This is a genomic window from Flavobacterium sp. (assembly GCF_035299245.1).
In the GTDB taxonomy this organism is placed as follows: Bacteria; Bacteroidota; Bacteroidia; order Flavobacteriales; family Flavobacteriaceae; genus Flavobacterium.
In genome coordinates, this window is record NZ_DATGWY010000018.1 from 40,023 (window position 1) to 53,849 (window position 13,827).

A 13,827-nucleotide genomic window follows, 5' to 3' on the forward strand; every position below is an offset into this window, starting at 1 on the left:
TTTTTTTGAAAGGTTTTTTTTATGAATTAACTTGTTTAGCTTTGCACCAAGGAAAAGAAGTCAGTAGAATGAAAAAAATCGCATTAAAAACACTAAAAATATTCGGAGTAACCATAGCAGTGATTTTGTTGCTGATGTTTCTGTTTCCTATATTGTTTCCTGGAAAAATCGAACAAGAAGTCAAAGCTTTTGCCAACAATAAACTAAACGGTGAACTCAATTTCAAAGAAGCCAATCTGTCGTTTTTTAATCATTTCCCATCACTAACACTGTCTTTAACTGAATTTGATCTTAAAGGTTCTGCGCCATACCAAAAAGAAACCTTATTGTCTGCCGATGAAATTGCATTCGGAATTAACTTAAAAGATCTCATTTTTGACAGTCAAGTTACCATCAACAAAATTTTTCTTTCCGAGGCGAATATTAATGTCAAAGTAAATGCCAATGGAGAAGCCAATTACAACGTTTATATTTCAGATAACAAGCAGCAATCCAATGACACAACTTCATCCGCTAAAGTGCGATTGGATAAGATTTCGATTACGAATTCTCATTTGGTTTACAACGACCAATCAACCCAAATTTTAATTGATGCCAAGGGTTTTAATTACCTCGGAAAAGGCGATTTAGAAAAGGCCATCTTCGACTTAAAAACAGAAGCCAAAATTGACGATTTCAACTTTACTTTTGGTGATGAACAATACCTCAAAAATAAAAAGGTAAATGCCGATTTAATTACCAAAATCAATACCAACTCACTTTCCATCATTTTTGAGCAGAATAATTTAAAAATCAACAAACTTCCCATTGATTTTGTCGGTCAATTAGACTTTCTTAAAAATGGTTATGACTTAGATTTTAAAGTCCAATCCCAAAATAGTTTACTCAACGACTTTTTTACAGCATTACCGCCCAAATACGTGACTTGGCTCGAGAAAACAAAAGTCAAAGGAACTGCCGATTTACTATTGACTTTAAAAGGAAAGTACATCGCCTCAACCAACGAGAAACCTGATTTGGCGTTCAATATGAAAATCAGAGACGGCGCAATCAATCATAAAGAAGCCAAAATTCCGGCAACTAATATTTTTCTGAATTTTGATACTCGATTGCCCGCTTTGAACACCGAACGATTAAAGGTAAACGTCGATTCTATTTTCTTCAATTTAGATAAAGATTATGTAAAAGCCATTATCAAAACGGAAGGTTTGAGCAAACCAAAAATTGATGCCCGAATCAACACTGCTGTCAATTTGGCGAACTTAGACAGAGCATTCGGAATTGGAACTGTCGATTTGAAAGGTCAATTGAATGCAGATGTAAATTCAAAAGGTATTTACGATAAAATCAATAAGATTGTCCCTATTACAAAAGGAAAAGTAGTTCTTAAAAACGGATACATCAAAACCAATTATTACCCCAATCCAATCACAAACATTAATTTGATTACCAATTTCTCCGATCATACGGGTTCGCTCAAAGATTTGAAAATTGAAATTACTCCAGCTTCTTTTGACTTTGAAGGAAAGCCTGTTTTTGTCAATGCTAAATTGGAAAACTTGGAAAATATCAACTACGACATTAAAGCCAAAGGCGAACTCGAATTGGCCAAAATTTGCAAAGTGTTTTCAACCAAAGGTCTTGATTTAGAGGGTTACATTAAAGCCGACGTTTCTTTTCAAGGAACTCAATCCGATGCAATCAAAGGAAACTATCATAAATTGAACAATAAAGGAACACTTATTCTAAGAAACATTAAAACGCAATCAGAGTATTTGCCAAAACCTTTTATCATCAAAGAAGGAGAATTTGTTTTCAATCAGGATAAGATGAAATTTAATAATTTCAACGCCATTTACGGTCAGTCGGATTTAAAAATGAACGGCTATCTTCAAAATGTAATCGATTTTGTGTTGTCGCAAAAGGCAGTTTTGAAAGGTAATTTTAATCTGAATTCAAATTACATCAACGTAGATGAATTCATGGCGCAAAATACTACAGTTTCTGAAACTACTCCAACTAACACAACTCCATCTGAAAGCAAAGCAGCGTCTGGTGTTGTTGTTATTCCGCCCAACCTCGATTTACAATTCAATTGTATTGCTTCTAAAGTTGATTTCGATGAACTAAAACTTCAAAATTTAAAAAGCCAAGTGGTTATCAATAACGGAAAATTGATGTTGAATAAATCAGGATTTGAAGTCGTCGGCACCAAAGTTGATATGGACATCGTTTACGGAAATGAATCAGTTAATAGAGCTTTTTTTGACTTTAAGGTAATAGCCAAAGACTTTGATGTAAAACGCGCTTATAACGAGGTTAAAATGTTTAGAGAAATGGTTTCGGCCGCCGAAAGTGCAGAAGGAATTATTTCATTAGACTATAAAGTAGCCGGAAAATTAAACGATCAAATGCAACCAATTTACCCATCGCTTGTAGGTGGCGGAACGCTTTCTGTAAAAGATGTAAAAATGAAAGGGTTCAAAATGTTCAATGCAGTAAGCAAAAAAACTGGGAAAGACGGAATTAAAAATCCAGACGTATCCAAAGTGGATATCAAATCTACCATCAAAAATAACATCATCACGATTGATCGCTTTAAGTTCAAAGTAGCAGGTTTCAGACCCAGAATTGAAGGTCAAACCAGTTTCGATGGAAAGCTAAACATCAAAATGCGATTGGGTTTACCTCCATTGGGAATCATCGGAATTCCACTGTCCATTACAGGAACACAAGACAATCCAAAAGTTAAAGTAGGAAAAAACAAAGAAGAAATAGAAGAAACCGAATACGAAGAAGGAGCGCTTTCAGTTCCAATTAAGTAATAAAAAAAGCCCTAAGTAATTTAGGGCTTTTTATTTTTGTGGTACCTCCAGGAATCGAACCAGGGACACACGGATTTTCAGTCCGTTGCTCTACCAACTGAGCTAAGGTACCTTCTTCTCTTATGAGGGTGCAAATATAGAACGATTTTTAATTTATCCAAAACAAATTTTAAAAAAAATCTATTTGTAACTTTGCATTTCAAATAAAGAGGAATGAATCTAATTATTGATATTGGGAACACCAAAATTAAAGCGGCTGTTTTTGAGCAAGATACACTAAAATCAAAAGAAATTATCAATTACGATAATTGGCAGAAATCAATTGAAAGTATTTTGAAAAAAAATACAACTATTCAAAATATAGTGGTTTCTAGTGTGTCAAAAATTGGAAAAGACAGTTTTTTGTTTTTAAATTCTAACTATAAATTATTTTTCGTTTCGCGCGAAATGAATTTTCCCTTTACCAATCAGTATGAAACTCCAACAACGTTAGGGATAGATAGAATGGTGCTTGCATCGGGTGCGGTTTTGCGCTTTCCGAATACCAATCGATTAGTTATTGATGCAGGAACTTGTGTGACCTACGATTATATTGATGAGAACGATAATTACCTTGGCGGAGCCATTTCACCCGGAATCCGATTGCGCTACGAAGCCTTGAATAATTATACTGCAAAACTTCCTCTTTTGACTAAAGAAGAGCCTCAGAAAACTGTAGGGAATTCAACCCATCAATCCATACATTCCGGTGTAATCAACGGCTTGACATTTGAAATCGAAGGGTTTATTAACAATTATTCAGAAAATCAAAAAAACTTTATCATAATTTTAACGGGTGGTGATGCAGATTTTTTGGCTAAACGATTAAAAAATACCATCTTTGCCAATTCAAATTTCTTATTAGAGAGTCTGAACCAAACATTTCAATACAATCAAAATGATTAAAAATTTTTTTCTTAGCCTATTATTATTAATTACATTCTGCTCATTTGCTCAAGAAGGTACTTCTTCACCTTATTCTTACTTCGGAATTGGAGACATTCGATTTAGAGGAACTATTGAAAATAGAGCAATGGGAGAACTAAGTGTTATACCCGATAGTATTCACATTAATTTGCAGAATCCAGCAATGATGTCTAATATAAGATTAACCACTTTCTCTGCAGCTGGAACTTTTTCGCCAACGATACTGAAAACAAAAACTCAAAAAGAAAAAGCGCAACGAACTACACTCGATTATTTGTCGGTGGTTTTACCTGCTAAACGTTTTGCAGTCGGTTTTGGTTTATTGCCTTATTCGTCTGTTGGATATAATATTTATAGGGGAGATTCAGACAATGCCAATTCTTTCAGCGGAAAAGGAGGCGTAAATAGAGTGTATACAGCTGTAAGTTTTAGATTGAATAATCAATTTAATATTGGTGCTGAAGCAAACTATAACTTTGGTGAAATAGAAACAACAAATACTTCTGTAACGACTATAGAAACTAGTACAAGAGAAACAAATACATCTTCTGTTGGCGGATTTAGTTTTAATTTAGGAATCTCTCACAAAGCAAAATTAACGAATAAACTTTCTATTTTTTCTGGATTGACCTATACACCAGAATCAAATTTGAATTTAGAGAACGCACGAAATATCGCTGTGCTACAGTATACGGGAACTGGGCAAGAATTAGTATACGATGATTTAGACGTTGTTGTTCCTGATTCAAAATTGAAATTGCCTTCTAAAATTACCTTCGGTACCAGTGTTGGAGAATTGAAAAAATGGGCTCTTGGAGTACAAATAACAAGTCAATCTTCAAGTGATTTTGGAAACAGATTCCAAAATCTTTCTAATGTCAAATTCGAAAATTCATTACGATACAGTATTGGTGGTTTTTATATTCCTAAATATTCTTCTTTTACAAGTTATTGGAGTAGAGTAAATTACAGAGCAGGATTTAGATATGAAAATACAGGTTTAGTGATTAACAATTTATCCATTTTAGACCGCTCGGTAACTTTTGGTTTCGGATTACCTTTGAGCGGAACATTTTCTAATATTAACATTGGAGTTGAATTGGGTAAAAAAGGAACAACAAATGCTAATTTAGTTGAAGAAAATTACAGCAATATATCAGTAGGTTTTTCGTTTAATGATAGTTGGTTCCAAAGAAGAAAATACAACTAATACAGAGAATTATGAAAACAAAATTGATTTTATTTTTTACGCTAATCAGCTTCGGATGTATTCAATCTCAAGAAATCAATTGCGTTGCAACTCAACAAGAATTGGCAGAATTAGTTGAAGCTCAAAATTTCAAAGAAGCTTCAATTAAAATGAAATCACTACTGAGTAAATGTCCAACCAAAGACGAAAACTTATACTTGCTTGGCGCTAAAGTAATTCAGAATGAAATTGATTTGGCAACCAACGACGACAAAGAAAAAGCCATCAAAGAACTCATCGCTCTTTACGACAAACACGATGAGTATTTCCCAAATAATGCGAGCAACAATCTAATAAATAAAGCAACAATTTATTACGAATACGGAATGGGAACCGATGAGGAAACATTCAAACTGTTCGATAAAGCTTTTGCAAAAGATAAATTCCAATTTGTAAATTCTCTTTCATTATATACGTACTTCAAACTCTTTAATGAGAATTACAAAAGTAGAGAAGACAGCAGTTTTGATCAAATGTTGGACAAATACGGACAAGTAATATCGGTTATTGAGAAGAACAAAACACTTTCGGCAAATAATGCAATTGAGTTCGAAAACGTAAGAATTAGCGTGAATTCAATGGTAAAAAATTACCTTACAGTTGAAAATTTAACCGATTATGCTGAGCGAAACCTCAAACAAAATAAAGATAACGCAGTTTGGTTAAGTTCGACTGTCGATCTAATGATGGAGAAATGTTCGGATAAAGCCATTTTTGGGCAAGTTGCTTACTATTTACACACTATTCAACCCAGTTCTAAATCGGCTTATGCTTTAGGTGCATTTAATCTGAAAAATAACAACCGCGAAAAAGCAGTAGAATACCTTAAGCAAGCAGCCGAACTAGCTTCAGATAAACAAGAGAAAGCCAAAATCTATGCAACTAACGCATCTATTTTATTCGGATTTGATAAGAAACTAGCCAAAGAATCAGCTCTGTTGGCCATTCAAAATGATGTAACCAACGGAGAAAATTACTTGTTTTTAGCCAATTTATATTCCAGCGCTGCTCAAGAATGCGGAACCACACCAATTGAACAGAAAGCGGTATACTATTTAGCCAATAAATACGCTCAAAAAGCGTCAGAAGTTCAGCCAAGTTTAAAACCAGCGTCAAATGCGCTTTCGGATCAGTACAAAAAATTTGCTTTTACCGATAAAGAAAAAGAACAAATTAAAAAATCCAACAATAAAATAACCATCGATTGCTGGATTAACGAAACTGTTGAATTTTAAAATGAGTCGTTATAAAATAAACATACTTCTTTTTCCTTGTCTCTTTTTGATTACACTTTTCTCTTGTGAAAGCAATTTTAAAGAAGTTCAAAAATCAAATTTCTCCGAATTTACTCCAAGTACCGACGCCGATTCTATCAACCTAAAATATACGGATTCGGGTAAAATTCAAGCCGTACTCATCACTCCCAAAATGCTCGAATTTGGAGCTATTGATTTTCCGTTTACCGAATTTCCAAAAGGAATTAATTTGACCATTTATGATAACAATGGGAAAAAGACATACGTAACGTCTAATTATGCGGTAAGTTATAAAGAAACTAAAATTATCGACCTGCAAGGAAATGTGAAAATCAGAAATGATGATGGACAATTGCTTGAAACGGATCAGATGTTTTACGACCAAATGAACGAGTGGTTTTATACCGAAAAAAGTTATAAATTTACGGATCCAAAAGGGAATTCAACCGGAGAAGGAGTCGACTTTAGTAAAGATTTCAAAATCATCAATTCGCAACGAATTTCGGGACAAGTATATCAAAAACCTTAAAAATGAATTATCTAAACATTACAAAATACATTTATTTAGTTGTAGGTCTCATCATGATTTATGATGCTGTTACCAAATGGAATCAAGGTGAAGACTATACACTAAGTCTTGTGTTAGCTGCGTTGGCCATTTTCATGTATTTCTTCAGAAGAAATTTTGGAAAGCGTTTTGAAGATCGTAGAAATCAACAAAACCAAAACAAACCCAATGAGTAAATGGAACTAACAATAGTAATAATATGCCTATTACTAATTGCCTTTTTTTCAGGAATGGAAATCGCCTATATTTCCTCCAATAAAATTTATCTTGAAATCGAAAAAAAGCAACACAATTTCTTCTCAAATTTCGTTGCAAAACTTACCTTAAACCCTTCAAAATTCCTTGCTACATTACTATTAGGAAATACAATTGCAATTGTTGTGTATGGGTTTTACATCAGTAGAAGTATTCCTCAATGGAGCTTTGTGCAAAATCTTGAACTCAATTCGTGGCAATTGGTTGTAGCACAGATGGTACTTTCAACTCTGATAATAATCGTAACAACCGAGTTCATTTCAAAGTTGTTGTTCCAGATTTTTTCCAATTCTCTAATTAAATATTTGTCTTTTCCAGCCTACTTTTTTTACCGAGTTCTAAATTATTTTTCATCCTTTACTATTTGGATTTCGGATACTATTTTGGCTCGTTTTTTTAAATCAAATGTCAATTCCCAACAATCTCTTTTTAGTAAAGTTGAATTAGAGAATTTCATCAACGAGCAAATTAACTCGTTTTCTAATCAAGAAAATGTAGATTCAGAAATACAAATTTTTCAAAATGCTCTCGAATTTTCAACTGTAAAAGCGCGTGATATTATGACGCCAAGAACCGAATTAGTTGCCGTAGAAATCCACAGTTCAGTGTCGCAATTAAGAGAGAAATTCATCCAAACGGGCTATTCAAAACTGCTTATTTATCAAAATACGTTTGATAGTATTTTGGGTTATGTTCATTCTTTTGAATTGTTCAAAAAACCTCGAACCATTAAAAACAGCATGATTCCAGTTGAGTTCATTCCAGAAACCATTTTAATTAAAGATGTTCTTAATCTGTTGACCAAAAAAAGAAAAAGTGTGGCCGTTGTGCTGGATGAATACGGCGGTACTTCGGGTATAATCACTGTTGAAGATATAATAGAAGAACTTTTTGGAGAAATTGACGATGAACACGATGAGGACGAACAATTAACTGAAACACAACTTGATGATTACAATTATATTTTCTCTACTCGATTGGATGTCAATTATTTGAATGAGGAATATGATCTTGAAATTCCCGAAAGTGATTCCTACGGAACTTTAGGCGGATTTATCGTGAATTTTTCCAAAGAAATTCCACAAAAAGGAGATGTAATTGTGATAAATAATTTTCAATTTTATATTGAAGAAGCCTCAAATAATAAAATAGAATTGGTCAAAATGACAGTATCGGATTAATTTTCGATAAAAATCAAATTTTATTGATAAAATTCACTTTAGATTTATTGTTATTTCACAGATAATTGTATTTTCGCAAACTGAAATAAAAATTAACAAATATAAAAATGGCAGTTTTACAAAAAATTAGAAATCGTTCAGGCATACTTTTGGGTGTTATTGGTTTTGCTTTGCTTGCTTTTGTAGTACAAGATTTCTTCTCAAATAATTACACTTCTTTTTCAAATGATGTTGGAAGTATTAACGGAAAAGACATTATTTACGAAGATTTTAGAGTGAAAGTGGCGAACCTAGAAAAAAATGGACAACAAGGTCAAGGTATGACAAGTGTTCAAGCCGCAAATCAAGTCTGGGAACAAGAAATTTCAATTGCGCTTTTGACAGAGGAATTTGAAAAATTAGGAATCAGAGCGGGTGAAAACCACATCATTGAAAACTTCAAAAATGATCCTAATATTGGGCAAAATCCTGCTTTCCAAAATGCAGCGGGTAAATTTGATATAAAAAAGTTTAAAGAATTCTTTAAATCAAATCCAGAGCAAGCTAAATTATTGGGCGATCGTGAAAAAGATGCAATTTTAAATTCGAAATATCAAATCTACAGCTCACTTATTAAAGGTGGAATGTATACTACTGATGCTGAAGGTAAATTCAAATACGAATTAGAAACCAACAAAGTAAGCTTTGATTTTGTATCTGTTCCTTTTGCTTCAATTAAAGATAGCGACATCAAAGTAACAGATGAAGATTACTTGAACTACATGAAAAAACATCCAAAAAGATTCAAATCGGATGGTACACGTGAAATCGAGTATGTAATTATTGAAGATAAACCATCTGCAGCGGATGAAAAAGAAGTGAAAGACAAAGTCAACAAATTATTAGTTGGTGATGTAGTTTACAATAATGAAACAGGTAAAAACGATACAATTCCAAGTTTCAGTTCTGCTACTAATGTAGCGGAATATGTTTCTCAACATTCTGATATTCCATTTGATTCTATCTACAAAACAAAACAAGAGTTACCAGTTGAAAGTGCTGAGCAATTGTTCAATTTACCAGTAGGTCAAATTTATGGTCCTTACATGAACGGAAATTACTATTGTATTTCTAAAGCTATGGGAAGAAAATCAGGCGCAAAAGCTAAAGCAAGTCACATCTTGATCAGTTGGGAAGGAATTGACCGCGTTCAGAAAAAAGAAAAAAGAACCAAAGAGCAAGCACAAGCTAAAGCTCAAAGTTTATTGGCTCAAGCCCAAGCTAATCCAGGAAGTTTCATGATGTTGGCTTTGACTAACTCTGATGATTCATCTGCTCAACAAGGTGGTGATTTAGGTTATTTTGGTCCAAACCAAATGGTGAAACCATTCAACGATTTCGTATTTGGTAATCCGATAGGTAAAATTGGTTTAGTAGAATCTGAATTTGGATATCACATTATTAATGTTACTGACAAGCAAGATGCTGTTTTATTGGCAACTGTAGGTCAACTTATCGAGCCTTCTGAAGCCACTACAAACAGTATTTACGCTACAGCAACCAAATTTGAAATGGACGCTAATGGTAAAGACTTTGCTGCAGTTGCAAAAGCGGCTAAATTAACTGTTAATCCTGCAATCAAAGCAAAACCAATGGATGAAGCTTTTGGTTCAGTAGGTAATCAAAGACAAATTGTTAAATGGGCGTACAATGATGATACCAATGTTGGAGATGTAAAACGTTTCGAAATTGTAAAAGTTGGTCACGTTATTGCTAAACTTACCAAAATCAATGAAGAAGGTTTAATGACCGTTGAAGAAGCAAAACCAATGATTGAGTTTATTGTTAAAAATGAAAAGAAAGCCGAGAAAATCATCGCTAAAATGAAAGGTGCTTCTCTTGAGGCTATCGCTTCAGCTAATAAAGTTGCCGTTCAACAAGCAACTGATTTGACCATTGAAAATGCAATGATTCCTAATGTTGGAATGGAACCAAAAGTGGTTGGTATTGCTTTCGGTACTCCAGCAAACAAAGTTTCTGCTCCAGTTGAAGGAAATGCAGGTGTTTATGTTGTTAAAACAAAATCAGTTGTAAAAGCACCAAAATTGGCTAAACATGATGCCTATGTGAATAAATTAAAACCAATGGCTCAACAAGCTGCGGGTAGAGTTATTCCAGCATTAAAAGACAAAGCAAAAATTGAAGATAAAAGAGCAGAATTTTATTAATAGATAAAGGTTATATTTAATAAAAACAGTCCCGATTGCATTTACAGTCGGGATTTCTTTTTATAAAATCATATCGTTGTAAGGAAGTACAACATCGAAACCTCTTTCTTTAAAATAATGAGTTGGATTTTCTTTTGAAATGACCATTACAAAATCGCCGCCCCAAGCGCCCAAACTTTTTACTATTCCTTTAAAGTCGGGAAATAAAACTTCCTGAACGGTTTGAAGCTCTAAAACCGAACTCATTTCAATTTCGTGTTGTTGTAAGGCTAAGGCAAATTCTTTTGGTTCTGTTGCATGAATTATTGTGTTGGTAATGCGGTCAATTTTCTGAATGGTTTTATCGATATTACCACGTTGGTTCAAATACGATGCAATAGCACTTTTACTGCTTTGTTTTCGGTTGAGGTATACAAAGTGAATCTTATCCAAAAACGAAGGTTGAAAAGTGATGGATTCAACAACAGGTTGTTCGTTTACCAATTGGTAAAGAATGGGCGAATCGTTTTGAGCACAAGCCAAATCGTAACCGCTTCCACCAAAACTTCTGCGTAGTAAATCAAAAGCATCAATTTGCAGCCATTGAGCAAGGTTGTTAATCAAAGTGGATGAAGTTCCCAAACCCCAAGATTTAGGAAACGTTAATTCAGTTTGAATGCTGTAACCAGTAGAATTGGTGATGAAATCAGAGTTCATCAGGTACGCTTCGTGCAAAATTTCAATCAACGTATTTTTGATGTTGTCTTTTTCATCAAAGCGTTGATTCTTGACGATTGCAGCAAACGGAATTACAGTTTCAAACCAACTGCTTCCATCAGCATCGAAACTTTTCCAATGAATGAGCTCGTTCTCGGCTTTTTCTATGGTTAGATTTTGGCCAAATTTGGTAGGTAGAGCAAACGCTTTTGCGCCATCTAAAACTACATATTCGCCTGTGATAAGGAGTTTTCCGTTACTGTAAAATGTCTGTTTCAAACTGTATTTTTTTAGCTCCGACCAGCCTACGGCGGGCAGGTTTCAGCGGGAATAGCTTCTAATAATTATTTTTTCGCCACAGATTCACTGATTTTTTATTGTTTTAATCTGTGAATCTGCAGCAAAATTTCACGATTAATATGTGATGCAACTTGTCATCTTAGCTTAAAGAATTCAGTTAATTCCGCATTTTCTGTATAAAATTAACCACAGCCGAATGCGAAATGGTGTTGGTTTCAAAATGAGTGGCGATTAATTTTCGTTCCTCATCAGTCGCTTGGTATTGATTCAATATGTTGTTGATGTGCATTTTCATGTGACCTTCTTGAATTCCGGTTGTGGTAAGCGAACGCAAAGCGGCAAAATTCTGTGCCAAACCAGTTACTGCTACCAATTGCATCAATTCGTGTGCCGAAGGTTTACCAAGAATTTCCAACGCCATTTTCACCAAAGGATGCAATGAAGTCAAACCACCAACGGTTCCCAATGCCAGCGGAATTTCCATCCAAAAAGTAAAAATGCCATTTTCAATTGTGGCGTGTGATAGACTAGAGTATTGGCCGTTTTTTGAAGCATAAGCGTGAATTCCGGCTTCGACAGCTCTAAAATCATTTCCGGTAGCCAAAACCACAGCGTCTATTCCGTTCATGATTCCTTTGTTGTGTGTTACGGCTCGAAATGGTTCAATCTCGGCAATCTTTACGGCTTGAACGAATTTTTCAGCAAAACGCAAAGGATTATCAATTTTTTTGTCGGCCAACTCTTCAACTTTGCACGAAACTTCCGCACGGACGATGCAGTTCGGAACGTAGTTCGACAAAATACTCATCACCACTTCGATGTTTTTTTCTTCTGCTGAAAAAGCTTCGTAATCTAAAGCCTCTTCTTTTAAAGTAGTGGCAAATTGCTCCAAACAAGAGTTGATGAAATTGGCGCCCATGCTGTCTTTTGTTTCAAAAGTGGTGTGCAATTGATAGTAATTTTCCAACTCAGTCGTTTTGTTTCTGAGTTCGATGTCTAAAATTCCACCACCGCGTTTTTGCATATTTTTGGTAATGCTTTCGGTAGAAGTGAAGAATTTTGGTTTTGTCTTTTGAAAGAAAAGTTCGAGTTTTTGAGCATCGCCTTTAAAAATGAAATGCACTTGTCCGATTTTTTCAGACGATAGTACGGTGGCTTTGAATCCGCCGCGCGTACTCCAGTATTTAGCCGATTTGGCCGCTGCAGCTACAACTGAACTTTCTTCAATCACCATCGGAATCGAGTGGTACTTTCCGTTTACCAAAAAATTAGGTGCAATTCCCAAGGGTAAGTAGAAATTGGTAATGGTGTTTTCTATGAATTCGTCGTGTAATTGTTGGAGTTTGACATCGCTGTTCCAATATTGTTTGATTGTGGTAATGGCTTCTTTTGGATTGGAAAAATACTCGTTGGCAATCCAGCTGATTTTGTCTTCTTTAGATAATTTTGAAAATCCCGATACGGCGTTATTCATTTTCAATGGATTAAAATGTAATTCTTTGCAAAGATACGTTTTACAACATATAAAAAAAGGCCGTCTATTTAAAAACGACCTTTTGACTTAATTAAGCAATTGGAATTAATTAGCAATAATTATTTTTTTGTTGATTAGTATATTGTCTAACTCTAATGAAAGCATATAAACGCCGTCCGTTAGTGCAGAAACATCTATCGTAGTTATGTCACTTGCAGAAGTAAGTACTGTTCTGCCATTTACATCAACTATAGCAACTTTTGATTTTTCAAAACTAAACGGAATATCAATATTTACTACTGTATTAGTTGGATTTGGATAAATTTTTACATTTTCTGCATCAAAATCAGTAACACTAAGTGGTGCTGTAGGCAACGGAATTAAATTTCCACCAGCTGCAGTGGCAACCCAAAGTCCAAAAGCTGGACCATTGCTATTGGTTGATGGATCTAAAAATCCACTAGCAATTACAGTAATGGCTGCACCGTCTAAATTTAATGTTTGTAGTGGAGCTAAATAACTGGCAACAGTTGTAGTTCCGGTTGCGTCTCTAACGTCTAGAGTAAAGTCCAAATTAGGAAGTTCTAAATAACCTGCAAAACTTGGAAACGAAATATCGTTCACAATAGTTCCTGCAGGAACAGAAGTTTCAACTACATCAACAGTTGGAGCATCGGGCGAACCGTGATTCACCAGTACATCCGTTTCTGCTGGATTGGAAGCAGCTTCACGACCTTGAGCAAAAACCGAAAGTGCGAAAGAGTTAGGGTTAGTATAACCAGTAGCACTTACAATTCCATTAGCAATAGCGATGTAGGTTTCGCCTTCAGCTAATGTAGCTGTTAAATTA

Annotated in this window: 11 protein-coding genes and 1 tRNA gene; 8 read left to right on the top strand and 4 right to left on the bottom strand. The window is 34.6% G+C overall.

Translation table 11 applies throughout. The features are described 5' to 3' along the window. The first annotated feature begins 68 nt into the window (after positions 1 to 68). Positions 69 to 2,825, top strand: a complete 2,757-nt coding sequence (locus VK161_RS12610) for an AsmA-like C-terminal region-containing protein (protein WP_324215142.1) — start codon at positions 69 to 71, stop codon at positions 2,823 to 2,825. 39 nt (positions 2,826 to 2,864) lie between these two features. Here VK161_RS12610 and VK161_RS12615 read toward each other — a convergent pair. Continuing rightward, positions 2,865 to 2,937, bottom strand: a tRNA-Phe gene (locus VK161_RS12615). Between the two features lie 101 nt (positions 2,938 to 3,038). Here VK161_RS12615 and VK161_RS12620 point away from each other — a divergent pair. From VK161_RS12620 to VK161_RS12650, 7 genes are all read left to right on the top strand, one after another. Continuing rightward, complete coding sequence (locus VK161_RS12620; protein WP_324215143.1) at positions 3,039 to 3,770, top strand: type III pantothenate kinase; 732 nt, start codon at positions 3,039 to 3,041, stop codon at positions 3,768 to 3,770. Further along, entirely contained in the window at positions 3,763 to 5,001 is a 1,239-nt protein-coding gene (locus VK161_RS12625; protein ID WP_324215144.1) for an outer membrane protein transport protein, read from the top strand. The genes VK161_RS12620 and VK161_RS12625 overlap by 8 nt, the downstream gene beginning before the upstream one ends. Positions 5,002 to 5,012: 11 nt before the next feature. Then, a complete protein-coding gene (locus tag VK161_RS12630) occupies positions 5,013 to 6,275 on the top strand; it encodes a hypothetical protein (RefSeq protein ID WP_324215145.1) in 1,263 nt (420 codons plus the stop codon). A gap of 1 nt (position 6,276) precedes the next feature. Continuing rightward, complete coding sequence (gene lptC / locus VK161_RS12635; RefSeq protein WP_324215146.1) at positions 6,277 to 6,825, top strand: LPS export ABC transporter periplasmic protein LptC; 549 nt, start codon at positions 6,277 to 6,279, stop codon at positions 6,823 to 6,825. Between the two features lie 2 nt (positions 6,826 to 6,827). Next, positions 6,828 to 7,040: a hypothetical protein gene (locus tag VK161_RS12640; protein WP_324215147.1), complete on the top strand. Its 213-nt coding sequence runs from the start codon at positions 6,828 to 6,830 to the stop codon at positions 7,038 to 7,040. After that, entirely contained in the window at positions 7,041 to 8,300 is a 1,260-nt protein-coding gene (locus VK161_RS12645; protein ID WP_324215148.1) for a hemolysin family protein, read from the top strand. Between the two features lie 107 nt (positions 8,301 to 8,407). Continuing rightward, on the top strand, positions 8,408 to 10,507 hold the full coding sequence (locus tag VK161_RS12650; RefSeq protein WP_324215149.1) for a peptidylprolyl isomerase: 2,100 nt from the start codon (positions 8,408 to 8,410) through the stop codon (positions 10,505 to 10,507). Between the two features lie 60 nt (positions 10,508 to 10,567). Here the strand turns inward: VK161_RS12650 and VK161_RS12655 are convergent, their stop codons facing one another. From VK161_RS12655 to VK161_RS12665, 3 genes are all read right to left on the bottom strand, one after another. Beyond that, positions 10,568 to 11,482 (bottom strand): GYDIA family GHMP kinase, encoded by a 915-nt coding sequence (locus VK161_RS12655; protein ID WP_324215150.1) that lies wholly within the window; start codon positions 11,480 to 11,482, stop codon positions 10,568 to 10,570. Positions 11,483 to 11,660: 178 nt separating this feature from the next. Beyond that, on the bottom strand, positions 11,661 to 12,977 hold the full coding sequence (locus VK161_RS12660) for a hydroxymethylglutaryl-CoA reductase, degradative (protein ID WP_324215151.1): 1,317 nt from the start codon (positions 12,975 to 12,977) through the stop codon (positions 11,661 to 11,663). 105 nt (positions 12,978 to 13,082) lie between these two features. Continuing rightward, positions 13,083 to 13,827: T9SS type A sorting domain-containing protein (locus VK161_RS12665; protein ID WP_324215152.1), on the bottom strand; the 745-nt coding region annotated here is incomplete at its 5' end.

Bases quoted from the DNA above. Each gene is read 5' to 3' on its own strand.
- VK161_RS12610 (WP_324215142.1), top strand. From the start codon at position 69: ATGAAAAAAATCGCATTAAAAACACTAAAAATATTCGGAGTAACCATA.
- VK161_RS12620 (WP_324215143.1), top strand. From the start codon at position 3,039: ATGAATCTAATTATTGATATTGGGAACACCAAAATTAAAGCGGCTGTT.
- VK161_RS12625 (WP_324215144.1), top strand. From the start codon at position 3,763: ATGATTAAAAATTTTTTTCTTAGCCTATTATTATTAATTACATTCTGC.
- VK161_RS12630 (WP_324215145.1), top strand. From the start codon at position 5,013: ATGAAAACAAAATTGATTTTATTTTTTACGCTAATCAGCTTCGGATGT.
- lptC (WP_324215146.1), top strand. From the start codon at position 6,277: ATGAGTCGTTATAAAATAAACATACTTCTTTTTCCTTGTCTCTTTTTG.
- VK161_RS12640 (WP_324215147.1), top strand. From the start codon at position 6,828: ATGAATTATCTAAACATTACAAAATACATTTATTTAGTTGTAGGTCTC.
- VK161_RS12645 (WP_324215148.1), top strand. From the start codon at position 7,041: ATGGAACTAACAATAGTAATAATATGCCTATTACTAATTGCCTTTTTT.
- VK161_RS12650 (WP_324215149.1), top strand. From the start codon at position 8,408: ATGGCAGTTTTACAAAAAATTAGAAATCGTTCAGGCATACTTTTGGGT.
- VK161_RS12660 (WP_324215151.1), bottom strand. From the start codon at position 12,977: ATGAATAACGCCGTATCGGGATTTTCAAAATTATCTAAAGAAGACAAA.